This is a genomic window from Pseudomonas sp. MWU318, from assembly GCF_016756945.1.
GTDB lineage: Bacteria > Pseudomonadota > Gammaproteobacteria > Pseudomonadales > Pseudomonadaceae > Aquipseudomonas > Aquipseudomonas putida_A.
The window spans coordinates 467504-490721 of record NZ_JAESJL010000003.1; the positions used below are offsets into that span (position 1 = coordinate 467504).

The 23218-nt window shown below is 61.7% G+C and carries 19 protein-coding genes; 8 read left to right on the plus strand and 11 right to left on the minus strand.

Going from position 1 to position 23218, the window contains the following annotated elements:
• Nucleotides 1–2 precede the first annotated feature (2 nt).
• From JN524_RS10175 to JN524_RS10195, 5 genes are read right to left on the minus strand one after another with little or no spacing between them, the layout of a single operon-like run.
• Nucleotides 3–830: a class I SAM-dependent methyltransferase gene (locus JN524_RS10175; protein ID WP_202369261.1), complete on the minus strand. Its 828-nt coding sequence runs from the start codon at nucleotides 828–830 to the stop codon at nucleotides 3–5.
• Nucleotides 824–1978 (minus strand): acyltransferase family protein, encoded by a 1155-nt coding sequence (locus JN524_RS10180; protein ID WP_202369262.1) that lies wholly within the window; start codon nucleotides 1976–1978, stop codon nucleotides 824–826. The genes JN524_RS10175 and JN524_RS10180 overlap by 7 nt, the downstream gene beginning before the upstream one ends.
• A complete protein-coding gene (locus JN524_RS10185) occupies nucleotides 1975–2853 on the minus strand; it encodes a class I SAM-dependent methyltransferase (protein WP_202369263.1) in 879 nt (292 codons plus the stop codon). The genes JN524_RS10180 and JN524_RS10185 overlap by 4 nt, the downstream gene beginning before the upstream one ends.
• The gene (locus JN524_RS10190; RefSeq protein ID WP_202369264.1) at nucleotides 2850–4154 is read right to left on the minus strand and encodes a glycosyltransferase; all 1305 of its coding nucleotides are present in this window, start codon (nucleotides 4152–4154) and stop codon (nucleotides 2850–2852) included. The genes JN524_RS10185 and JN524_RS10190 overlap by 4 nt, the downstream gene beginning before the upstream one ends.
• A complete protein-coding gene (locus JN524_RS10195; RefSeq protein WP_202369265.1) occupies nucleotides 4148–5758 on the minus strand; it encodes a glycosyltransferase in 1611 nt (536 codons plus the stop codon). Before JN524_RS10195 ends, JN524_RS10190 begins: the two co-directional genes overlap by 7 nt.
• Before the next feature lie 427 nt (nucleotides 5759–6185).
• Between JN524_RS10195 and JN524_RS10200 the strand changes: the two genes are divergently transcribed.
• Genes JN524_RS10200 through JN524_RS10235 form a run of 8 tightly spaced genes read left to right on the plus strand, consistent with a single transcriptional unit; the run spans nucleotide 6186 to nucleotide 15191 of the window.
• On the plus strand, nucleotides 6186–7100 hold the full coding sequence (locus tag JN524_RS10200) for a GDP-mannose 4,6-dehydratase (RefSeq protein WP_202369266.1): 915 nt from the start codon (nucleotides 6186–6188) through the stop codon (nucleotides 7098–7100).
• Complete coding sequence (gene gmd, locus JN524_RS10205; protein ID WP_007960806.1) at nucleotides 7097–8065, plus strand: GDP-mannose 4,6-dehydratase; 969 nt, start codon at nucleotides 7097–7099, stop codon at nucleotides 8063–8065. The genes JN524_RS10200 and gmd overlap by 4 nt, the downstream gene beginning before the upstream one ends.
• Nucleotides 8066–8068: 3 nt before the next feature.
• Nucleotides 8069–9511 carry a mannose-1-phosphate guanylyltransferase/mannose-6-phosphate isomerase gene (locus JN524_RS10210; protein WP_202369267.1) on the plus strand — a complete coding sequence of 481 codons (1443 nt, stop codon included), beginning with the start codon at nucleotides 8069–8071 and terminating at the stop codon, nucleotides 9509–9511.
• The gene (locus tag JN524_RS10215; protein WP_202369268.1) at nucleotides 9511–10308 is read left to right on the plus strand and encodes an ABC transporter permease; all 798 of its coding nucleotides are present in this window, start codon (nucleotides 9511–9513) and stop codon (nucleotides 10306–10308) included. The genes JN524_RS10210 and JN524_RS10215 overlap by 1 nt, the downstream gene beginning before the upstream one ends.
• Nucleotides 10308–11573, plus strand: coding sequence for an ABC transporter ATP-binding protein (locus JN524_RS10220; protein WP_202369269.1), 1266 nt, complete (start codon nucleotides 10308–10310; stop codon nucleotides 11571–11573). Before JN524_RS10215 ends, JN524_RS10220 begins: the two co-directional genes overlap by 1 nt.
• Complete coding sequence (locus JN524_RS10225; protein WP_202369270.1) at nucleotides 11570–12946, plus strand: glycosyltransferase family 4 protein; 1377 nt, start codon at nucleotides 11570–11572, stop codon at nucleotides 12944–12946. Before JN524_RS10220 ends, JN524_RS10225 begins: the two co-directional genes overlap by 4 nt.
• A complete protein-coding gene (locus tag JN524_RS10230) occupies nucleotides 12930–14060 on the plus strand; it encodes a glycosyltransferase family 4 protein (RefSeq protein WP_202369271.1) in 1131 nt (376 codons plus the stop codon). The genes JN524_RS10225 and JN524_RS10230 overlap by 17 nt, the downstream gene beginning before the upstream one ends.
• A complete protein-coding gene (locus tag JN524_RS10235) occupies nucleotides 14061–15191 on the plus strand; it encodes a glycosyltransferase family 4 protein (RefSeq protein WP_202369272.1) in 1131 nt (376 codons plus the stop codon).
• A gap of 47 nt (nucleotides 15192–15238) precedes the next feature.
• Here the strand turns inward: JN524_RS10235 and JN524_RS10240 are convergent, their stop codons facing one another.
• The 6 genes from JN524_RS10240 to glmU all read right to left on the minus strand — a co-directional run bounded on the left by JN524_RS10240 (nucleotide 15239) and on the right by glmU (nucleotide 23197).
• A complete protein-coding gene (locus tag JN524_RS10240; RefSeq protein WP_202369273.1) occupies nucleotides 15239–17269 on the minus strand; it encodes a pyridoxamine 5'-phosphate oxidase family protein in 2031 nt (676 codons plus the stop codon).
• A gap of 60 nt (nucleotides 17270–17329) precedes the next feature.
• Complete coding sequence (locus tag JN524_RS10245) at nucleotides 17330–17956, minus strand: glutathione S-transferase family protein (protein ID WP_202369274.1); 627 nt, start codon at nucleotides 17954–17956, stop codon at nucleotides 17330–17332.
• Nucleotides 17957–18088: 132 nt separating this feature from the next.
• Entirely contained in the window at nucleotides 18089–18985 is an 897-nt protein-coding gene (locus JN524_RS10250) for a LysR family transcriptional regulator (RefSeq protein WP_202369275.1), read from the minus strand.
• 75 nt (nucleotides 18986–19060) lie between these two features.
• Nucleotides 19061–20893: a glutamine--fructose-6-phosphate transaminase (isomerizing) gene (gene glmS, locus JN524_RS10255; RefSeq protein ID WP_202369276.1), complete on the minus strand. Its 1833-nt coding sequence runs from the start codon at nucleotides 20891–20893 to the stop codon at nucleotides 19061–19063.
• Between the two features lie 2 nt (nucleotides 20894–20895).
• The gene (locus JN524_RS10260; protein WP_027610294.1) at nucleotides 20896–21672 is read right to left on the minus strand and encodes a DeoR/GlpR family DNA-binding transcription regulator; all 777 of its coding nucleotides are present in this window, start codon (nucleotides 21670–21672) and stop codon (nucleotides 20896–20898) included.
• A 157-nt stretch (nucleotides 21673–21829) separates the two neighbouring features.
• Nucleotides 21830–23197, minus strand: coding sequence for a bifunctional UDP-N-acetylglucosamine diphosphorylase/glucosamine-1-phosphate N-acetyltransferase GlmU (glmU, locus tag JN524_RS10265; RefSeq protein ID WP_202369277.1), 1368 nt, complete (start codon nucleotides 23195–23197; stop codon nucleotides 21830–21832).
• Nucleotides 23198–23218 lie beyond the last annotated feature (21 nt).

The following is a 23218-nucleotide window of genomic DNA, read 5'->3' on the forward strand; positions in this document are numbered from 1 at the left end:
ACTCAGGGCTTGCGGGCAATGATCACCTGACTCTTCGCCACCACTGCGTCCAGCGCCTGCTTGATCTGCGCACCACGCGGCGAATCGAGCACCGCTTGCCAGGTGTTGGCCCAATGCTCGAGCAACGGGTGATCCGGGTTGCTGAAATCGACCTTGGCTTCCCAGAACAGCAGCATCCACATCGACCAGTAAAAACCGTACTGGCTGTGGCTGATGAGCTCCAGCCCGGCGTCGCTGACCATCGTCTTGAACTGCTCTTCACTGATGATGCGAATGTGGTTGGGCTTCTGGAAATACTCCGGCGCCGCAATGTCCTTCTGCAAATCTTCCGAGCTTGGGTGCGGCACGCTCAGCAGATACAACGCACCGGACTGGCCGACCCGCACCAGCTCGGCGAGGAACTGCGCCGGGTCGTCGACGTGCTCGATGACTTCGGTGGACACCACGCGGGTGGCGGTGCCGTCGGCAATCGGCAACGGATTGCAGTCGGTGACGTGGCACTCGACGCTGCGCGCCGGGGTATCGCTCAGGCGCTGGCGAGTAGCCTCAACCTTGGCGCCATCGATGTCGGCAATGATGATCTTCGCCCCGCGCATGCCGCAGAAATGCACGTTGCCGCCGTCACCACAGCCGACATCGAGCAAGGTGTCATCGGCGGTGACCGGGAAGCCCTTGAACAGCTCGCCGGTCTCCTGATTGAACCAGCCGCTGAGCTTGGCATCGTAGAGGCCGAGCATGTACGGATCGACCTTGTCCGCTGCCGGGGCGACGGGTTGCGCGGGGGCCGGTGCAGGCGTCGCCGCCGTGAGTTTTTTCAAGAGGCTCAGCATGAGGTGGCTCCGGGGGTTGAAACGGCGGTTCGGGACGTATCGAGGCGCCGCACCAGAGCAGCACCGCGATTACGCATCGGCATTTCGATGAAGCGGTAGTTCAGCTCGCTGAGCAGCACGATCAGGCCGAAGGCGATCAGCAAGGTGAGAATCGGGTGCCCGGCCGGGCTCGGTAAACCGGCAGCCTGCAAACGGAAGATCAGCTCCCGCACTAGCAGATAGGCCGGGATATGAATCAGGTAAATGCCGTAGGAACGACTGCCGATCCACGCCATCAGCCGCTGCAAATGGCCCGCCGGCAGCAGGTAATCGCGGTTGTACGAAGCAATCCACACCAGCAACGCGCCGAGCACGGCAATCGAGCCGATGCGATAAGGCGCGAAAGTGAAACGGTCGGTGGCCATGAAACTCATCAGCAGCGCCACGCCGATCAACACTGACACGCCAGCCCACGGTCGCCGCAGAAACGTCGGCTGCCAGCGCTGGTAAGAAGGTTGCGCACTCCACAGCGCCAGCAGCACGCCGAGCGCCAGGGCATCAGTGCGCACCACCATCAGCAACGGCGTGCGCAGGGTGAAAAGTTGTACCGCCACCAGCGCCAGCAAGGCCCAGACCAGATGCTTGCGGCACAGCACAATCAGCAGCGGGAACAGCAGGTAAAACTGCTCCTCCAGCGCCAGGCTCCAGTAGACGAAACTGCTGCCGTACTCGTAATGAAAGAAACTGTCGGCAAAACGGAAATTGGCGTACTGCAACACCCCCGCCAGCGTCGCCTGCAGGTTGGCGTGCAAGCTGCCAAAGGCACCGGAGCGGTTGAGAAACACACACGCGAGGAGAATCAGCGCCAGCCACAACCAGGCCGACGGCAACAGGCGAAACACCCGCCGCAGCCAGAAATTGCGCGTCTGCTGCCAGTACTCCTGACGCGTCGTGCAGCCTTGCAGCGCGGGGATCAGGCTGCGCGCGATGACGAAGCCGGAGATCGCGAAAAACAGATCGACGCCCCACCACGGTTGCACCCAGGCATGGATTTTTTCCAGCAACGGCACCGTGTCGGTGAACAGACTGCCCTGCAAGTGATGGAACAACACCCCGAGCACCGCAATGGCGCGCAGCACCTCGATGTCCATGATTCGCCTGGCACTCATGGCTGACTCCGGGCTTCGCCAGCCAGCGGTTTGCGGGCGATGATCACCTGGCTCTTGGGCATGAAGCGGTCGAGCATCTGCTTGATTGCCAAACCGTCGGGCTGCGCCAGCAGGTCTTGCCAGGTGCGCGCCCAGCTTTCCATCAACGGCGGATACGGCGCCTGAATCCGGTCGCGCACCGCGCCACCGAGGTCACGGCCCGCAGCGCGTTCGCTGGCCCAGAAGAAAATCATGCCCATCACCCAGAAGAACCCGCTGGCCTGTCGATGCTCTATCACCAGCCCGGCGTTCTCCACCAGTTCGGCAAAGCGCTGCTCGGTGAAAATCTGCACATGATTGGGCGTCTGGTAATAACTGGCCGGGGCAATGCCCTGTTGCAGGTGCTCGCCTACCGGTGCCGGAACACTCAGCAGGTACTGCGCGCCCGGGCGGCCCATGCGCACCAGTTCGGCCATGAACGGTTCGGGCTGGTCGATGTGCTCCAGCACTTCCATGCACACCACTTTGCTCGCACAACCGGCGGCCAGCGGCAGTGGCAGACTGTTGCTGACCAGCCCCAGATTCGGCTTGGTGCTCTGCGCCTCAACCTGCCGGGCCAGATCGCGGACCTTGGCATGTTCGCTGTCGGTGAAGATTACCGAGGCGCCCTGCCGCACCGCGAACAGCGTCGCCACGCCTTCGCCGCAACCGACGTCGAGCAAGGTGTCGTCAGCCGTGATCGCGAAGCCCTTGAGCAACTCGCCGCTGCCTTGCAAAAACCAGCCGTCGAGAATCGCGTCATGCAACCCCACATCCCGTGGCGAAACCAGGCCGGGCGGCTCAGGTGCGACAGGCAAGGGTGCCGGACGCAAGCGTGCGAGCAGGCGCCGGATCATGCGCTCGCGGCTTCCACGGACGACGGTTTGATGGCTTGCGCACGCTGGGCCAAAAAGCTCCGCAGACGTTCTTCAGCGCTCGCCTGACTGCAGAATTTCTGCAGGTTGTGCACGGCATGCCGGGACATCCGCGCATAGCGTTCGACATCGTTTTTCGCCACCGCGTAGCTGTCGCGATACGCCGCGCACAGCGAGTCCCAATCGGTCATGTAGCGCAGGGTACGGTAGGCGGCGCGTGGGTCGTGGGGCCAGGCCGTCAGCTCCTCGGTGGAAGCGACGATGAATGCGTTTTCGCTGTCGACGTAGTCGGCCATCGCCGTGTTCAACGGGGCGATGGCCGGTTTGCCACAGGACATGAACTCCATCAGCGGCAGGCACTGCCCTTCGCCATAGGAACTGTTGACCACGTAGCTGGTGGCCTGCACCAGCGCCTCATAATCGGCGTCCGCCAGATACCCGTGGATCAGCACGATCCGGCACTGGTAGGACTGGTTCTTGTACAGGTGATGCAGCATGTCGCTCAGGGCGTTGGCGATGTCATGGTGCGTGAGCTTAAGCACCAGGGTCGCATCGGCGACCTCACGGAACGTGGTGCAGAAGGCACTGATCATGTCCTGCCAGTTCTTGCGCCCGTCGTACGGGTTGAACACCGAGGTGTAGACCACGCCGTCCAGTTGCAACTGGCAGTCCTGCGGCGGCCCGGCAAACGACAGCGGCGTGCCTTCGCACAACCCCGGTGGACCGTACGCGCGTAGATCCACCGTACGGCTGTCGAGCAACAGGCCGCGCAACTTCAACTGCACCGCTTCAACCACCGGCTGCTTGCGCAACTGCGCACCGCGTGCGGCGAAGCGATCCCACACGGGAGCGGGAATCGCGCAGATCGGATAGTCCGCGCCCATCACGTCGCAGACCGCGTTCACCGTGAAACTCGAATGGGTAATCGCCATGCCGCAGGCGTTCAACACCACGCGCCAGTCGTGACGCGGCTCGCCGTGCCAGCTCTCGGTGGGGATGGTGCTGAACTCCCAGGCAAATACCGGGATGGTCGGGCAGGCGTAATGAATCGGCGTGCGATGCGGCGGTGAGAACGACAGAAATACGCACGCCTCGCCACGGCTCAGGCAATCGAAGTACAGGCGATCGACCAGGTCGTCCGGATTGCTCACTTCAATCACTTGCCCCAGGCGCTCCAGAACCGGGCGGAATTCCTTGAGCACAAAGTAGTAGCTGTATTCGGGCCGGCCGAGGTTCTGCTGAATATTGCTCTTGTTGGTTTCGGAATGAATGATGATCAGCATGATGCAGTCCCTGCCTCGGCGATCAGCTGCGGCGTTGCACTCGGCGTCAATTGAAGAAACTGCGCCAGACGCTGCTGCACCGGAGCAAAACTGCAGTACTCGCGCATGCGCTCATTGGCAGCATGAGCCATGGCCTGATAGGCCTGAGGATCGTTCTTGGCCATGGCGTAGCTGTCCTCGTAGGCCTTTTTCAACGAGCCCCAGTCCGGGCGATGGCGCAGAGTGCGGTAGAGGATCCGCACATCATCCGGCCAGATGGTCGGCTCACGGCTGGACTTGACGATGAAACCGACACGTTCGTCGATGTAGTCGTGCATCGCCGTATGGTCCGGCGCAATCACCGGACGCGCGCAGGACATGAACTCCATCAGCGGCAGACACAGACCTTCGCAGCGCGACGCATTGACGTAGAAACTGGCCGCACCGTAAAGCCTGGCGAACTCTTCGTCCTCCAGATAGCCGTGCATGACCACCACCCGGCAGGCGAACGGTGACAACTGCGACAACAAGGTGATCAGGTGCACGTAATAGGTCGCCAGATCGTTCTGCGTCATCTTCAGCACCAGCGTGGCATCTTCGACATCGCGCATGGCCCAGCAGAAAGCCGTGATCAGGTGATGCCAGTTCTTGCGCCCGTCTTCGGGGTTGAACACGCTCACATACACCACGCCGCTGACCTCGGCCTGGATCGTGGAACTGGTGTCCGGCAGGCAGGCCTGTGGATGCTCGGCCGCCGTCGGTGCGTCGACACTGACCGCTGGCGGCAACGGCTCAGGGGCTGGAGTGCGCAACCGGAAGAGCTGGCGGCGTAGAGCGACCGGCAGCAAATCGCGCACGGCTTCGCGGTACCACAGCAGCAGGTTGTGCTTGAGCAGAAACAGCGGCCCGTGCTCGTTCGGTGTCGCGGCGGCCCGGTAACTTTCGCGCAGGTAGTGTTTGGTGATGAACGCACGTCGGCGCAAGGTCAGTGGCGGCAGTGGCGCGGCTTCGGGCTTGACCACCGCTTCGGGCTGCGGCTCCTGCACATCGACTGCGGGCGCGATCAGCCCATCGGCCGACAACCCGAGCGTGCGACTATCGATAATGCAGCCCTTGATCTGCAACACCGCGCCCGGGTTCACCGCAGCAGGCGGGAACTGCCGGCGCACCCCGGCGAAGCCTTCCCACAAAGGTGTCGGCAACACCAGGACCGGGAAATCTTCGCCCATGGTCCGGCGAATGGCCTGTGCCGTGTGGCTGGACAGGGTGATCGCCCGACCGTGACGCGCGAGGATCTGGCTCCAGTCATGGTGAGCGTCTTCTTCGCGAGGAGCGACCGGGATCGAGTCGTACTCCCACGCAATCACGCAGACCACCGGGCATTGCAGGTCGGTCGGGGTTTTATGCGGCGGAGCGAACGAAAGGAAGAGACAATCCTGACCGGCCAGTTGCAACTGGCGGTACAGCGGGTCGACTTCGGCCGCCGACGACACCACGTGCACTTGCCCAAGGCTTTCCAGCACAGGACGGTAGGCCTTGAGCACGAAGTAATAGCTGTATTCCGGACGCCCCAGGCTCTGGCTGATGGAGCGATCGTTGACGTCCGAGTAAAGAATGAAATTCATGGCATCCCACGGTGAAACCACCATCCCGGCAGTTTCACGCTATGACGGCCAAGCGCTGGAGCGAGTCGGGATCACCGCTGCTCGTCCTTCGTCATGGAGCTCGTCTTCGTTCTTGTTTTAGTGGCTGGTTTCACCCTGTTGCGCAACCACCCCGGCGAACCTGGGGAGATGGCGACGAGGGCCATTCTAAACACATCCGTCGCGAATCCGGGAACCGCCCGACGAGAATAAATCGGGCTACGCTGACGAGAACTGACCGGTCACGGTTTGCGCTGTTGAAATTGCTGCGCATTTGGCACAGATTGGTAACAAACAACTACAACAACGACTTCGCCTGCCATCATGTCGGTCTTTTCATCCGGCCTGACAGACTTCTCCTCAAAGCCTGTGGGAAAGTGGCGAAAGTTAAAGACCAAGGGGTCGCTGTTTGAAAAAGCGTCTGTTCATCACGGGCCTCAGTGGATTCGTGGGACAACATCTCCAGTCGCGTCTGGCTCAGCCTGACTCGACATGGGAACTGCTGCCTGCTGCTGCACCCTACGATCTCACGGCACCTGCCAGCCTCGTCGACCTGTGGCCACAATTGCCCGACGCGGTGATTCATCTGGCCGGCCAGACCTTCGTTCCCGAAGCCTTCCGCGATCCGGCCCGCACGCTCGAAATCAATCTGCTCGGTACCCTCAATCTGTTACAGGCGCTCAAGGCGCGCGGATTTCAGGGGACTTTCCTGTATGTCAGCTCCGGCGACGTCTATGGTCAGGTTGCCGAAAGCGCCCTGCCCATCACTGAACTGCAACCGCCATGCCCGCGCAATCCCTACGCCGTGAGCAAACTGTCGGCGGAGTTTCTCTGCCTGCAATGGGGCCTGAGTGAAGGCTGGCCGATGCTGGTGGCGCGGCCGTTCAACCATATCGGCAGCGGGCAGAAAGACAACTTTGTCATCGCCAGTGCTGCACGCCAGATCAACCGCATCAAACAGGGCCTGCAAGCCGCGCAACTGGAAGTCGGTGACATTGACGTCACGCGCGATTTCCTCGATGTCGGCGATGTGATCTCGGCGTATTTCGCTCTGCTGGAAAAGGGTACGCCGGGGCAGGTCTACAACATTTGCTCGGGCCGCGAGCAAAGCATCCGCAGTCTGATCGAACAGCTGGGCGATCTGGCCGAGGTCGACCTGCAACTGGTGCAGGATCCGGCGCGCATGCGCCGTGCGGATCAGCGCCGCGTTTGCGGCAGTCACGCAAGGCTCGCCCAGACCACGGGATGGACGCCGAAAATTACAACACAACAATCCCTGCGGACGATCCTGTCCGACTGGGAGCAGCGAGTACGACAAGAATGAAAAGTGCACTGATCACAGGGATCACCGGCCAGGACGGCGCTTATCTGGCCAGACTGCTGCTCGACAAGGGCTACAAGGTTCACGGTCTGGTCGCACGGCGCAGCAGCGATTCGCGCTGGCGCCTGCGCGAGATGGGCGTCGAAGGCGACATCGTCTACCTGGACGGTGACATGGCCGATGCCTGCTCGGTGCAGCGCGCGGTGATCAAGTCGGCACCGGACGAAGTCTACAACCTGGCTGCGCAAAGCTTCGTCGCCGCGTCCTGGAATCAACCGGTGACCACCGGCATCGTCGATGGCCTGGGCGTGACCCACCTGCTCGAAGCGATCCGCCAGTTCAGCCCGCACACGCGTTTCTATCAGGCCTCGACCAGCGAAATGTTCGGCCTGATTCAGGCTGAGCAGCAGGACGAGAACACCCCGTTCTACCCGCGCAGCCCCTACGGTGTTGCCAAACTGTATGGTCACTGGATCACCGTCAACTACCGCGAAAGTTTCGACCTGCACGCCAGCAGCGGCATTCTGTTCAATCATGAATCGCCACTGCGCGGCATTGAATTCGTCACCCGCAAGGTCACCGACGCCGCCGCCCGCATCAAACAGGGCAAGCAGCAGGAACTGGCCCTGGGCAACATCGACGCCAAACGCGACTGGGGCTTTGCCGGCGATTACGTCGAAGCCATGTGGCTGATGCTGCAACAGGACAAGCCTGACGATTTCGTGGTCGCCACTGGTGTCACCACCACCGTGCGCGAGATGTGTCGCATCGCCTTCGATCACGTCGGTTTGAACTACCGCGATTACGTGAAGATCGACCCGGCGTTCTTCCGCCCGGCCGAAGTCGAAGTGCTGCTCGGCAACCCGGCCAAGGCGCAGCGCGTGCTGGGCTGGAAACCGAAAACCGACCTCGACACCCTGATCCGCATGATGATGGATGCGGACATGAAACGCGTCGCCAAGGAGTAGGCCATGCTGATCCCCGTGATTCTGTCCGGCGGCGCCGGCACTCGTCTGTGGCCGGTGTCCCGCGAGGGCCATCCCAAGCCGTTCATGACCCTGCCCGACGGCCAGTCGCTGCTGGGCAAGACCTATCAGCGTGCCGCCGCATTGCTGGACGGCTGGGGCGACATTGTCACGGTGACCAACCGCGAATACTACTTCCAGAGCAAGGATCACTATTGCGCCGCCCACGTGTCGCGCCATCGCGGACACTTCCTGCTGGAGCCGACCGGGCGCAACACCGCCCCGGCGATTGCTGCGGCTGCCCTGTCGCTGCAGGCGCTGCACGGCGACGATGCGATCATGGTGGTGATGCCCGCCGACCATCTGATCGTTAATCAGGAAGCGCTCAAGAGCGCCGTCGAACACGCGGTCAACCTGGCGAAGGACGGTTATCTGGTGACCTTCGGCGTGCTGCCGACCGCCCCGGAAACCGGCTTCGGCTACATCGAAACCGGCGCTCCACTGGATGCCAAAGGCGCAGCAAAAGTGCAGCGTTTCGTGGAAAAGCCCGACCTGCAAACTGCCACGCATTACCTGGAAAGCGGCAACTTCCTGTGGAACTCGGGCATGTTCTGCTTCACCACCGCGACCCTGATCAACGAGTTGCAATTGCACGCGCCGGAGTTGCTGGAGCAGACCCGTGCCTGCATGGAGGCCAGCGCCCCGGTGGAAACCGTCGGCTGTCTGCAACAGGAACTGTCGCCGACACTGTTCGCTGAAATCACCGACATCTCTATCGATTACGCGTTGATGGAACGCTCCGACAAAGTCGTGGTAGTGCCCGCTGGTTTCGACTGGAGCGACATCGGTTCGTGGGGCGCCGTGGCGGCACTGGTGCCGGCCGATGCCGACAACAATCGCGCCAGCGGCGAAGCGGTGTTCATCGACAGCCACAACAACTTCGTGCAGAGCGAAGGCCGACTGGTGGCCGCCGTGGGTGTGGATAACCTGATCATCGTCGACACCGCCGACGCGGTCCTGGTGGCCCATGCTGATCGCGCCCAGGATGTGCGACGCGTCGCCAAACAGCTCAAGGACAAATCCCACGAAGCCTACCGCCTGCATCGCACGGTCAGCCGTCCGTGGGGCACCTACACCGTGCTCGAGGAAGGCCCGCGCTTCAAGATCAAGCGCATCGTGGTCAAGCCCGGCGGCAAGCTGTCACTGCAAATGCACCATCACCGCAACGAACACTGGGTGGTGGTCGAGGGCATGGCCAAGGTCACCAACAACGGCAGCGGCACGCATCTGGTGGCCAAGAATGAATCGACGTTCATTGCCGCCGGCCACCGCCATCGCCTGGAAAACCCCGGGGTGATCGACCTGGTGATCATCGAAGTGCAAAGCGGCGAATACCTCGGTGAAGACGATATCGTGCGCTTCGAAGACCAATACGGCAGGACGGTTTGATGCTGCTTTCCCTGTATCGCTCGCTACGCAGCTACCGCGGATTCATCCTCGGCAGCGTCAAGCGGGAGTTTCAGGCGCGTTATCGCAATTCGCTGTTCGGCGCGCTGTGGACCGTGCTCAACCCGTTGTCGATGATCGTCGTGTACACGGTGATCTTTTCCCAGATCATGCGCGCGCGCCTGCCGGGCGTCGATGACGGTCTGGCCTACAGCGTGTACCTGTGCGCCGGCCTGCTGACCTGGGGACTGTTCGCGGAAATCACCTCGCGCAGTCAGAGCATGTTTCTGGAAAACGCCAACCTGCTGAAGAAAATCAGCTTCCCGCGGATCTGCCTGCCGGTGATTGCGCTGCTCAACGCCGGGATCAACTTCGCGATCATTCTCGCGCTGTTCTTCGGCTTTCTGCTGATCAGCGGGCGTCTGCCCGGCATGGCCTTGCTGGCGCTGATTCCGCTGTTGCTGGTACAGGTGATCTTCGCCGCCGGGCTGGGGATGATCCTCGGCATTCTCAACGTATTCTTCCGCGATGTCGGGCAGATGTTCGGCATCTGCCTGCAGTTCTGGTTCTGGCTGACACCGATCGTTTACCCGCTGTCGATCCTGCCGCCGGGCATCCAGCACCTGATCAGCCTCAACCCGATGACGGCGCTGATGAGCAGTTACCAGAACGTGTTCCTCTATAACCAGTGGCCGAACTGGCCGTCGCTGCTGCCGTTGCTGATCATCGGCCTGCTGTTCTGCGCCATGGCCCTGCGCCTGTTCCGGCAACGTGTCGGCGAAATGGTGGATGAACTCTGATGGGGCATATACGCGTCAGTGGCCTGGGCAAGGCCTACAAACAATACCCCAATCGCTGGAGTCGGTTGTTCGAATGGCTGGTGCCATTTTCCGGCACCCGACACCACTTGCACTGGGTTCTGCAGGACATCGATTTCGAGATTCAACCCGGTGAAGCGGTCGGCATCGTCGGGGTCAACGGCGCGGGCAAAAGCACGCTGCTGAAGATGATCACCGGCACCACGCAACCGAGTTGCGGGCAGATTCAACTGCAAGGCCGCGTCGCCGCCCTGCTGGAACTGGGCATGGGTTTCCATCCGGACTTCACCGGCCGCCAGAACGCGTTCATGGCCGGCCAGTTGCTGGGCATGCAGGTCGAAGAGATCGAAGCGCTGATGCCGCAAATCGAGAGTTTTGCCGAAATCGGCGAAGCCATCGATCACCCGGTACGCACCTACTCCAGTGGCATGCAGATGCGCCTGGCCTTCAGCGTTGCCACCGCCAGGCGTCCGGACATCCTGATCGTCGATGAAGCACTGTCGGTGGGCGACGCCTACTTCCAGCACAAAAGCTTCGAGCGCATCCGCAACTTCCGCAAGGCCGGTACCACGTTGCTGATCGTGTCCCACGACCGCTCGGCGATTCAGTCGATCTGCGACACCGCGATCCTCCTGGAGAACGGCCGCCTGGCCATGCGCGGCAAACCCGAAGAGGTCATGGACTACTACAACGCCATGCTTGCCCAGCGCGAAGGCCAGATCGTGCGCCAGGAAATGCTCGCCAACGGCCAGGTGCAGACCATTTCCGGGACTGGTGAGGCGGGGATTGTCAGCGTGCGTCTGCTCGACGCTCAAGGACGCAGTCTGGAAGTGGCGGAAGTCGGCCAGCCGGTGGTGCTGGAAGTTCAGACCGCCGTGCGCGAGGACATCGAACGGCTGGTGCTGGGCTTTCTGATCAAGGACCGCCTCGGCCAGGCGATCTACGGCATCAATACCCATCGCCAGGATCAAGCGATCAGCGAACTGAGTGCAGGGGAACAGGTGACGTTCCGCTTCGCCTTCGACATGCGCCTGGGCAAGGGCAGCTATTCGGTGGCGCTGAGCCTGTCGCGCCTGGATTCGCATCTGGATCGCAACTTCGAATGGCGCGATTACGGTCTGGTCTTCCACGTCATCAACAACCGTCAGGAAGACTTTGTCGGTTGCTCATGGCTGCAAGCCCGGACCGAGATCAGCCGCTCCAGCGAAAACACCGAGCAACTGCCTGATAGGGAAATCTCGCAATGACACGACTGTTGGTGGAGTGCACCTACGTTTTCGAACACCCGTCCGCCAACTCGGGCATTCAACGGGTAGTGCGCAACGTCATTCAACAGTTGCCCGACGCCAACGCCGAGCGCGAATGCATCCCGGTGGTGATGCTCAACGGCGCTCTGTATCAGGTTAAAAGCCTGGCGCCGATCAAAACCCCGAAAATCAATCTGACCAGCCTGCGGGTGAAGCTCGAACAATGGGCCAACGGCTTCTGGCTGCGCCATCGCGCTCTGGAACGACGCTGGCCTTTCAGCCGGTCACATTTCACCCGGCGAGTGTTGTACGTACTCTGCCGACTCACCGCGTTCGCCTGTTTGAGCCTGCCGATGCGCGTGCTCGGGCGCCTGCTCAAGGGCAAGCCGGTGCCCGAGCGCTGCGTGCCATTGCAACATCAGGCTGGTGATCAACTGGTATTGCTCGACTCGTCCTGGCACGCCAACTTTTTCCCCTTGGCCGAACAACTCAAACGCGACGGCGTCGGTATCGTGTCGGTGATCTACGACCTGATCCCGCTGACCCATCCACAGTTTTGCGACGCGGGTCTGGTCAAGGTGTTCAACGACTGGTTCGACTGGATTGCGCGCACCGCCGATGGCTATGTCGCGATCTCGACCACCATCCGCGATCAAGTACGCCAGGAGATGCTGCGCCGGATCGGCACGCAACAGGTGCAGCAGCGCTGGTTCGATTATTTCCACCTCGGTTCCGAACTGGACTTGACCGACGCCGCAGCGGAGGTCGATCGCAACCTGCTGAACCTGTTCAATACCCCGGAGCCGGTATTCCTGATGGTCAGCACCATCGAGCCGCGCAAGAACCACGCCTACCTGCTCGATGCCTTCGAACAGGCCTGGGCTGCCGGCTCCACGGCGCGCTTGTGCATTGCCGGGAAAATCGGCTGGAAGTGCGAGGCGCTGATCGAGCGAATCCGCCAGCATCCACAACTCAACCGTCGCCTGTTCATGTTCAACTCGCTCTCGGACAAAAGCCTGGAGCACGCCTATTCCCACGCCACGGCGCTGGTGTTCCCGTCGCATGTCGAAGGGTTCGGCCTGCCTCTGGTGGAAGCCATGCAACGCGGGCTGCCGGCGATGGCCAGCGACATCCCGGTGTTCCGCGAAATCGGCGGCGATTACATGGCGTATTTCGATCTGCACAACCCGCAGAGCCTTACCGACCTGGTGCTCGGGATGGAGCGCTCGGGGCAGTTTCCGGCGCCCATGAGCCTGGATCAATGGCGCTGGCTGAGCTGGCGCGAAGCGAGCGCGCAACTGGTGCAGCGCATCGAGCGCAATCTGAACCATCCACTGCCCGCATCCGAAGGCCAGCATGCGCATTGCTCTTAACGCGCGGATTCTTCAGGCGCCACGCGCCGGCATCGGTCATTACGTCGCCGAACTGGTCCGCGCCTTGCGCAGCACCACCGACGTCGAAGTAGCGTTGTTCCATGGCTGGGGCTGGAGCTCGGTCTTGCCGGAGGCGGCCATGCCCGGCTACTCGCGCCTGACGCCACTGCTGCGGCAGATCCCCGGGGCCTATCAGGCACGGCGCTGGCTGGAGCAGAAACGTTTCGATCAAGGCCGTGCGCAAGGCATCGATCTGTATCACGAGCCGAGCCTGTGGCCGCTGGCCTTCGACGGCCCGACCGTGATCACTCTGCACGACCTGACTCACCTGCACTTTCCTGACACCCAACCGGCGGCGCGTCTCAAGGAAATCGAACGGCGTCTGGTGGCTGGCGTGCAACAGGCGCAACGGATCATCACCGACTCGCAGGCAATTGCCGACGAGGCGCAGGCTTATTTTGGTCTGCCGGCCGAGCGTTTCGTGGTGGCGCCACTGGGTGTGGCCGAGCGCTTTCATCCGCGGGAACCGGACGCCATCGAGGCGGTGCTCAAGGCCCACGCCGTTGTCGCACGCGAATACTTCCTGTGTGTCGGTACCCTGGAGCCGCGCAAGAATCTGAGCCTGGCGCTGCGTGCCCACGCCCTGCTACCAGAGGCCGTGCGCCAGCGTTTTCCGCTGCTGATCGTCGGCATGGCCGGTTGGCAACAGGCCCAGTTCAGCGATGAACTGCGCCAGGCCCTGGCCTCAGGGCACGTTTGCCTGCTCGGCTATCTGCCGGATGAACAGGTCGCACAACTGCTGGCCGGCGCCCGTGCGCTGGTGTTTCCGTCGCTGTATGAAGGTTTCGGTTTACCGGTACTGGAAGCCATGGCCAGTGGCACCCCGGTGATTCTCACCCGTTCTTCAGCCATGCCGGAAGTCGCCGGCGCGGCAGGCAACTATATTGAACCTGACGATGCACACGGCTTGCGCGATGCGCTGAACCGTCTGATCGACGATCAAGCGCATTGGCAGGCCTGCCGAGAAGCCGGATTGCACCGGACGCGGCTTTTTTCCTGGGAACGTTGCGCACAGGCCACCGCCGGTGCCTACCGCCAGGCCATGGGAGGCTGAATGCGAGTTCTTCATTTTTTCAAGACGTACCTGCCAGATTCGGTCGGCGGCATCGAACAAGTGATCTTCCAGCTCTGCGAAAGCGGCGCGCATCACGGCATCGACGGCCAGGTGCTGACCCTCAGCGCCGACCCGACCCCTGCCGTGATGCAACTCGGCCAACACGAAGTGCATCGCGCCCGACTCGACATCCAGTTCGCCTCCACCGGGTTTTCCTGGAGCGTGTTCAAACAGTTTCGGGAGCTGGCGGCCGAGGCCGATGTAGTCAACTACCACTTCCCGTGGCCGTTCATGGACCTGGTGCACTTTGCCAGCGGCATGAACAAACCGAGCGTGGTGACCTATCACTCGGACATAATTCGCCAGAAGCATCTGCTCAAACTCTACCGGCCGCTGATGAACCGCTTCCTTGCCAGCGCCGACCGGATTGTCGCGGCCTCGCCGAACTACCTGCACACCAGCGATGTGTTGCAGCAGTTCCAGGACAAGACCCGGGTGATTCCGTACGGTTTGAACAAGGCCGGTTATCCACAGGCCGATCGCGAACGGATGAATCGCTGGCGCCAGCAGCTTGGGGATAAGTTTTTCCTGTTCGTCGGAGTCATGCGTTATTACAAGGGCCTGCACATCCTGCTCGATGCCTTGAAGGACCTGGACTATCCGGTGGTGATCGTCGGCGCCGGGCCGCTCGAGCTGGAGTTGCACGCCCAGGCTGCGGCGCTGGGCCTGCGTAACATCCACTTCCTCGGGCGCCTGGGCGATGAAGACAAGGTCGCCCTGCTGCAACTGAGCTACGCCATCGTGTTTCCGTCGCACCTGCGTTCCGAAGCGTTCGGCATTTCGCTGCTGGAAGGCGCGATGTACGGCAAACCGATGATCTCCAGCGAAATCGGCACCGGCACCAGCTACATCAATATCCACAACGAAACCGGGCTGGTGGTGCCGCCGAGCAATCCTCAGGCGTTTCGCGAGGCGATGCGCACCCTCTGGGAAAACCCCGAACGCGCGGCGGCCATGGGCGTCAAGGCCGAAGCACGCTACCGGCAGCTGTTCACCGCCGATGAAATGGGCCGCAAGTGGACCGAGTTGTATCAGGAGCTGCTCGAAGAGAAAGATCTGTCTTACGCCTGATCCACCACAACACATCAATCCTCTGTAGGAGCTGCCGCAGGGGGGCATTACAGATCCAGCACCAACGGCCGCTCGCTCTGCGCCGGCACCGCGCAGCAAATCAGCACCTGCCCCGCTTCCGGCATGTCTGCCGGGGGCTGTGGATAATTCACCGCACCACTGACCAACCGCGTCTTGCAGGTGCCGCACGAACCTCCACGGCAACTGAACTCCGGGCGCAGGCCGCGGCTTTCCGCGAGCTCCAGCAGACTGCCGCCGTCCGGCTGCCAGCGCGCCTCCTTGGCAGAACGTTCGAACATCACCGGTACGGACGTGATGGCGGCCGGTGGTTGCTCGATGACCGTCGCATCCGGATCCGGCTGGCGCTTGAGCGTCGACGGGCCGAAGGTTTCGGCGTGTATCCGCGCGTCGCGAATGTCCAGCTCACGCAGGCTGTCGTAGATGCTTTGGGTAAAAGCGCCGGGACCACAGACAGCAAAATCGATCTGGTCGTAATCCTCGACCTCCAACAGATCGCGCAGCAGTGCCCCGTCAATGCGCCCATGCCGGTCGAAATCCTCGCCCTCGTGCACATCGGCTTCCGGCTGGCTGAGCAGGCGAATCACCCGTACCGCATCGCCAGCACTTTCCAGCACGCGATCGATTTCCTCGCGAAACGGCTGATCGACCAGGCTACGCGAACTCTGCAACAACCACGTCGGCCGAATCCGCCGGGTGCGCAGACCTTGGTACACCACCTCACGCAGCATCGACAGCAACGGCGTGATACCAACCCCCGCCGCCAACAGCACCAGCGGCCTGTGTTCCAGCGGCGCCACCGTGAAGTGCCCCTGTGGCGCCCGTGCCTCAAGGACATCGCCGACCCGGACCCGCTGGTGCAAATGGCCTGAAACCAGGCCCTCGCGTTTCACACTGATGCGCAGGAAATCATCCGATGGCGCACTCGACAGGCTGTAAGTGCGAATATGCGTTTCACCGCCCAGATTGAAGCGCAGCGGTAGATGCTGGCCGGCCTGAAACACCGGCATCCCCGCACCGTCATCCGGTTGCAGATAAATCGAGCGGACGTGCTGGCTCTCCCTTTCGATACGGGTCACCCGCAGCGGCCGCCAGCGGTCACCCAGGGCCTTGGCCTGCAAGCGTGCATCGGCCTGGGCCCAGGTGCCGGTCAGCAGGCTGGTGGGCGACATGCCGTCGAAGCGCCAGCGCAAGGCCAATGCCGCCGGACGCCGCACTAACTTCTCCACCTCGAACGTCCACAGGCGCTCGGCGCCTTGGAACGCTTCGATCTGCGGCCCGTCGAGGATGATTTCGGTCCGCCCGCTCAGTTGCAGCACATCGCCTGTGGAAAAGTCGATGAACAGCAGACCAGCCTTGGGATTGAGCAGCAGATTGCCGAGCGTGTTGAAGTGCAGGTTGCCGGCAAAATCCGGGATGGTCAGGCGATTACCTTCAACCCGGACAAACCCGGCCTGCCCGCCACGATGGGAAACATCCACCGCACGTTGTCCGTCCACATCGACGTAACTGGCGACAAAGAAGGTATCGGCGCCTTCGATCATGGCTCTGGCTGCGTCATCAAGACCGTCGTCGTGCTGCGCTGGCCGCGTCTGCGGATCGCTCAGCGGCACGCGCTGGAACTGGCGCAGTTGAATGTATTGAGGACAGTTGCCGAAAGCCTGATCCACGCTCACCTCAAAACCCTGCACGGTCAGATTGTCGACATGACCGTTGAGGCGATTGCGGCGGCGGGTATGCAATTCAATGCCGAGCAACCCGATCGGCTCGCCATTGCGCAATTGCGCCGGGTCATCAGCAACGGGTTGGCTGGCGAAATGCAGATGCTCGGGATCAGGCGAATGAGCAAACCCCGGCGCGCCTTCGAGCACGCTGGCCCATGGACGCCCGTCGGTATCGACCGCGCCGTACAGCATGAACGGTAATTGCTCATAAAATGCGCGGTGCTGATCCGGCATCCAGTCGCGAATCACTTTTCGGCCGAAGGCCTCCATACGCTCGGCAACGCCGACATGGGCCTGCAGTTGTTGCTCGCCAGCGTGCCACGGTGAACGTTCCATCACGCATCTCCCCGCGCCGCCGGCGCATTGTGGATAACTCGATCAGATCGGGCCGACCTCTCAGGCAGTCTTTTGCAGACCGGCGACCGTGCGCGGCATGCCGACAAAACCGGGCAAGGCTTCGACACGCGCCAGCCAGGCACGCACGTTGGCGTAGTCGTCCAGCGACACGTTGCCTTCCGGCGCATGGGCGATGTAGCTATAGGCGGACACGTCAGCGATGGTGGGTTCGCTGCCGGCCAGGTAAGTGTTCTTGCCCAGTTCCACCTCCATCACTTTGAGCAGGTTGTGCGCGCGGGTGATCGCTTCTTCAGCATTCAACTGTGCGCCAAACACCGTCACCAATCGTGCAGCAGCAGGTCCGAAAGCAATCGGCCCGGCAGCGGCCGACAACCAGCGCTGTACCCGTGCCGCACCGACCGGATCGGTCGGCAACCAGCGGCCATTGCCGTACTTGAGCGCCAGGTACACCAGAATCGCGTTGGAGTCGGCCAGCACCACGCCGCCGTCGTCAATCGCCGGTACCTGGCCGAAACTGTTGATTGCCAGATACGGTGCCTGCTTGTGCTCACCCTTGGCCAGATCGACCAGGATCAGTTCGGTCGGCAGTTGCAGCAGGGACAACATCAGCTCCACCCGATGGGCGTGGCCGGAACGCGGGAAGTTGTAGAGTTTGATCGCTTGCATGGTCGACTCCGCTGGAGAGGGCGCCGTTCGGGATGGCAGCGCCGATGGAGGCCATCTTCCACCCATCTTCAAAGCAACAGAATCACCAGCAATCGCAATCAATTATTTCACCGGATGAAATAAAGCCGCGTTCTACAGCGCCGGATGCTCACGCAAGGCCTTCACCGCATGGTCGACAAAACTGCGCACCCGCGCCGGAGCCTTGCGTCCGCCCTGATACACCACGTGAATCGGCAGCGGTGGCAGTTCGAAATCGGCGAGGACAATTTCCAGTTCACCACAGGCCACCTTGCCGGCGACCTGATAGGACAACACCCGAGTCAGTCCCAACCCCAGGCAGGCCGCGGCAATCGCCGCCTGGTTGGCGGTGACCACCAGTCGAGGCTCGGGTCGCACGCTGAGCGCTTCGCCCTGATCCACAAACGGCCAGCTGCGCAACTGACCGATGGCCGAGGTCGCCACCACCGGCGCACCAGCCAGTGCCTGCGGATGCGCGGGACGGCCGTGTCGAGCCAGATAGTCCGGCGAACCACAGATCACTCGCCGCACCTCGCCGACCCGGATCGCGTGCTGATTGCTGTCCGGCAACTCACCAATGCGCACCGCGACATCGATGCCCTCCTCGACCATGCTCACCACCCGATCGACCAATAGCGCATTGATCGAAACGTCTGGATACTGCGTCAGATAACTGGTCATCAGGGGCGTGACAAACAACTCACCGAACAGAACCGGCGCGGTCACCGTCAATTGCCCACGGGGTTGGGCGTGACTGCCGGCCGCCGAATCCTCGGCTTCCTGCACCTCGGCGAGAATTCTCCGACAGTCTTCCAGATAACGCTGACCGGCCTCGCTGAGGTGCACAGTGCGTGTCGTGCGAATCAGCAACTGTGTACCGATGCGCTGCTCCAGCGCCGCCACGGCGCGGGTGACACTGGCCGCGGACAAGCCAAGACGCCGCGCCGCTGCCGAGAAACCCTGCTCCTGGGCCACGGTGGCGAAGATCTGCATTTCCTGGAAGCGGTCCATGGATGTCCTCGATTCAGATACAAAAATCGCAGCCGAGGCTGCGATTTTTGCGGGTCAATGTCAGCTGTGGATAACTTATTCCACCGTCACCGACTTCGCCAGGTTGCGCGGCTGGTCGACGTCGGTGCCCTTGAGCACGGCGACGTAGTAAGACAGCAACTGCAGAGGGATGGTGTAGAGGATCGGCGAAAGAATGTCATGGATGTGCGGCATCTGCACCACATGGGTGCCTTCGCCGTTGGTCATCCCGGCCTTCTCGTCAGCGAATACGATCAGTTCACCACCACGGGCGCGGACTTCCTGCAGATTGGATTTGAGCTTCTCCAGCAGTTCGTTGTTCGGCGCTACGGTGACCACCGGCATGTCGTTATCCACAAGCGCCAGCGGGCCGTGCTTCAGCTCACCGGCCGGGTAGGCTTCGGCGTGGATGTAGGAGATTTCCTTGAGCTTCAAGGCGCCCTCCATTGCGACCGGGAACTGCGCGCCACGGCCGAGGAACAGGGTGTGATTCTTCTCGGCGAACAGTTCGGCGATTTTTTCCACCGTGCTGTCCATCGCCAGCGCTTCGCCGAGACGGGTCGGCAGGCGACGCAACTCTTCCACCAGCGTGGCTTCAACGCCTTTGCCGAGCGTGCCGCGTACCTGACCCAGAGACAGGGTCAGCAACAGCAGGCCGACCAGTTGCGTGGTGAACGCCTTGGTCGAAGCCACACCGATTTCGCGACCAGCCTGGGTCAACAGCGTCAGGTCGGACTCACGCACCAGCGAGCTGATGCCGACGTTGCAGATCGCCAGGCTGGCGAGGAAGCCCAGCTCTTTGGCGTTGCGCAGCGCGGCCAGGGTGTCGGCGGTTTCACCGGACTGGGAGATGGTGACGAACAGGGTGTCCGGCTGCACCACCACCTTGCGGTAACGGAATTCGCTGGCGACTTCGACCTGACACGGAATACCGGCCAGTTCTTCGAGCCAGTAACGCGCGACCATACCGGCGTGGTAGCTGGTACCGCAGGCGACGATCTGCACGTTGCGCACTTTGGCGAACAGTTCGGCAGCCTGTGGACCGAAGGCCTGCACCAGCACTTGGTTCGGGCTCAGACGACCTTCGAGGGTGCGCTGCACCACGGACGGCTGCTCGTGGATTTCCTTGAGCATGTAGTGGCGGAACTCGCCTTTATCAGCGGCCTCGGCACCATCGCTGTACTGCACGGTCTGGCGCTCGACGGCGTTGCCGTTGACGTCCCAGATCTGCACGTTATCGCGACGAATTTCGGCGATATCGCCTTCTTCCAGGTACATGAAGCGGTCAGTGACCTGGCGCAGGGCCAATTGGTCGGACGCGAGGAAGTTCTCGCCCAGGCCCAGACCGACCACCAACGGGCTGCCACTGCGTGCGGCAACCAGACGATCCGGCTGTTGTGCGTTGATCACGGCCAGACCGTAGGCGCCGTGCAGTTCTTTGACGGTGGCTTTCAGCGCGACGGTCAGGTCAGGCTGATCCTTGAGTTTGTGGCTCAGCAGGTGCGCGATGACTTCGGTGTCGGTGTCCGAAGTGAACACGTAACCCAGCGCTTTCAGTTGCTCACGCAGGGCTTCGTGATTCTCGATGATGCCGTTGTGCACCACAGCGATATCACCGGAGAAATGCGGGTGCGCGTTACGCTCGCACGGTGCACCGTGGGTCGCCCAACGGGTGTGGGCGATACCGAGACGGCCAACCAGCGGCTGTGCGGCCAGCGCCGCTTCCAGCTCGCTGACCTTGCCCGGACGGCGCATGCGCTCGAGCTTTTCGTCGTTGGTGAAAACTGCCACACCGGCGCTGTCATAGCCGCGGTATTCAAGGCGCTTGAGGCCTTCAAGCAGGATGGCGGTGATATTACGTTCAGCTACTGCGCCGACAATTCCACACATGCTTATTTCTCCTGACTGACAGCCGCGCAAATCACGCTGATACCGCGGGCCTGAATCTGATCGCGCGCATCTTCAGGCAGGCGATCATCGGTAATGAGGGTATGGACGCTGCTCCACGGCAGCTCCAGGTTGGGAATCTTGCGGCCGATCTTGTCGGCCTCGACCATCACGATGACTTCACGCGCCACGTCAGCCATCACCCGGCTCAGGCCAAGCAACTCGTTGAACGTGGTGGTACCGCGCACCAGATCGATACCATCGGCGCCGATGAACAACTGGTCGAAGTCGTAAGAGCGTAGTACCTGCTCCGCCACTTGGCCCTGGAAGGACTCCGAATGCGGATCCCAGGTGCCGCCGGTCATCAGCAGCACCGGCTCGTGTTCGAGTTCGCTCAAGGCGTTGGCCACGTGAAGGGAGTTGGTCATCACCACCAGACCCGGCTGCTGGCCAAGCTCGGGAATCATCGCCGCAGTGGTGCTGCCACTGTCGATGATGATGCGGGCGTGCTCGCGGATACGTTTGACGGCGGCGCGGGCAATCGCCTGTTTGTACTTTGAAACGCTTTGGCCCGGTTCAGCGACCAATTCCTGCGGCATGGTGATCGCCCCGCCGTAACGGCGCAGCAACAGACCATGGCTTTCCAGCGCAGCCAGATCCTTGCGGATCGTAACTTCCGAGGTTTCGAAGCGCTTGGCCAGTTCATCCACGCTGACTTCGCCCTGCTCATTGAGCAAGGCGAGAATATTATGTCGGCGTTGAGGCGTATTGCGTTTCGACATGTTGGTATAAGTTTCGATTCGAAAGATAACGGAAGCAATCAAAACCCATTGCCCGTCGATCGTCAAGCTCAGGCCATAAAAAAATCGCAGACTCGGCACCCCATGTAGGAGCTGCCGAAGGCTGCGATCTTTTGATCGTAAAGCTACTGTGGATAACTCAACTCTTCTTGATCTTCTCCGGCCGCTTCCAGCCATCGATATTTCTCTGCCGCGCCCGACCAACGGCCAACTGCGCGTTATCCACATTCTGCGTAATGGTCGAACCAGCCGCGGTGGTTGCCCCGGACGAGATATCCACAGGTGCGACCAACGAGTTGTTGGAGCCGATGAACACGTCCTCGCCCAACACGGTTTTCCACTTGTTGGCGCCATCGTAGTTGCAGGTAATGGTGCCCGCGCCAATGTTGGTGCGGGCGCCGATTTCCGCGTCGCCCAGATAGGTCAGATGCCCGGCCTTGGCGCCCTCACCCATGCGCGCGTTTTTCAGTTCGACAAAGTTACCCACATGCGCGCGTGCTTCGAGCACCGTGCCCGGACGCAGACGGGCGAACGGACCGGCATCGCTGCCTTCACCGAGAACCGCACCTTCGATGTGGCTGTTGGCCTTGATCACCACGCCTTTGCGCAAGGTGCTGTCCTTGATTACACAGTTCGGGCCGATCACCACGTCGTCTTCAATAACAACGTTGCCTTCGAGAATCACGTTGACATCAATCAGCACATCGCGACCAACGGTCACTTCACCGCGCACATCGAAACGCGCCGGGTCACGCAGGGTCACGCCTTGAGCCATCAGACGGCGGCCGGCGCGCAACTGGTAATGCCGCTCCAGCTCGGAGAGTTGCTTGCGATCGTTGGCGCCCTGCACTTCCATCGGGTCGTGCGGTTGCTCGGTAGCTACCACCAAGCCGTCGTTAACCGCCATTTCGATTACGTCGGTCAGGTAATACTCGCCCTGCGCGTTGTTGTTCGACAGGCGGCTCATCCAGTCGGACAGGCGATTGGCCGGGACGGCGAGGATGCCGGTGTTGCCTTCGGTGATTGCGCGCTGGGCTTCGCTGGCATCTTTGTGCTCAACGATGGCTGCGACCTTGCCGTCAGCATCACGCACGATGCGGCCGTAACCGGTCGGATCTTCCAGCTCGACGGTCAACAGGCCCATCTGCCCCGGCACGACATGTTTAAGCAGGCGCTGCAGGGTTTCGACTTCGATCAATGGCACGTCACCGTAGAGGATCAACACGGTGTCGGCGCTGATGAACGGCACAGCCTGAGCCGTTGCATGACCAGTGCCCAATTGCTTGTCCTGCAGCACGAAATTCAAGTCGTCAGCCGCCAGACGCTCACGCACCACATCGGCACCGTGGCCGATCACCACATGAATGCGCTGTGGATCGAGCTGCCGTGCGCTGTGGATAACATGCCCAAGCATGGAATTGCCGGCTACCGGGTGCAGCACTTTCGGCAACGCCGAACGCATACGGGTGCCTTGACCGGCCGCGAGGATAACGATTTCGAGAGACATGACTGGCTACCAATCCTGGGT

Coding starts and splice junctions, on each gene's coding strand:
- JN524_RS10175 (WP_202369261.1), bottom strand. CDS start 830: ATGCTGAGCCTCTTGAAAAAACTCACGGCGGCGACGCCTGCACCGGCC.
- JN524_RS10180 (WP_202369262.1), bottom strand. CDS start 1,978: ATGAGTGCCAGGCGAATCATGGACATCGAGGTGCTGCGCGCCATTGCG.
- JN524_RS10185 (WP_202369263.1), bottom strand. CDS start 2,853: ATGATCCGGCGCCTGCTCGCACGCTTGCGTCCGGCACCCTTGCCTGTC.
- JN524_RS10190 (WP_202369264.1), bottom strand. CDS start 4,154: ATGCTGATCATCATTCATTCCGAAACCAACAAGAGCAATATTCAGCAG.
- JN524_RS10195 (WP_202369265.1), bottom strand. CDS start 5,758: ATGAATTTCATTCTTTACTCGGACGTCAACGATCGCTCCATCAGCCAG.
- gmd (WP_007960806.1), top strand. CDS start 7,097: ATGAAAAGTGCACTGATCACAGGGATCACCGGCCAGGACGGCGCTTAT.
- JN524_RS10210 (WP_202369267.1), top strand. CDS start 8,069: ATGCTGATCCCCGTGATTCTGTCCGGCGGCGCCGGCACTCGTCTGTGG.
- JN524_RS10215 (WP_202369268.1), top strand. CDS start 9,511: ATGCTGCTTTCCCTGTATCGCTCGCTACGCAGCTACCGCGGATTCATC.
- JN524_RS10220 (WP_202369269.1), top strand. CDS start 10,308: ATGGGGCATATACGCGTCAGTGGCCTGGGCAAGGCCTACAAACAATAC.
- JN524_RS10225 (WP_202369270.1), top strand. CDS start 11,570: ATGACACGACTGTTGGTGGAGTGCACCTACGTTTTCGAACACCCGTCC.
- JN524_RS10230 (WP_202369271.1), top strand. CDS start 12,930: ATGCGCATTGCTCTTAACGCGCGGATTCTTCAGGCGCCACGCGCCGGC.
- JN524_RS10235 (WP_202369272.1), top strand. CDS start 14,061: ATGCGAGTTCTTCATTTTTTCAAGACGTACCTGCCAGATTCGGTCGGC.
- JN524_RS10240 (WP_202369273.1), bottom strand. CDS start 17,269: ATGGAACGTTCACCGTGGCACGCTGGCGAGCAACAACTGCAGGCCCAT.
- JN524_RS10245 (WP_202369274.1), bottom strand. CDS start 17,956: ATGCAAGCGATCAAACTCTACAACTTCCCGCGTTCCGGCCACGCCCAT.
- JN524_RS10250 (WP_202369275.1), bottom strand. CDS start 18,985: ATGGACCGCTTCCAGGAAATGCAGATCTTCGCCACCGTGGCCCAGGAG.
- glmS (WP_202369276.1), bottom strand. CDS start 20,893: ATGTGTGGAATTGTCGGCGCAGTAGCTGAACGTAATATCACCGCCATC.
- JN524_RS10260 (WP_027610294.1), bottom strand. CDS start 21,672: ATGTCGAAACGCAATACGCCTCAACGCCGACATAATATTCTCGCCTTG.
- glmU (WP_202369277.1), bottom strand. CDS start 23,197: ATGTCTCTCGAAATCGTTATCCTCGCGGCCGGTCAAGGCACCCGTATG.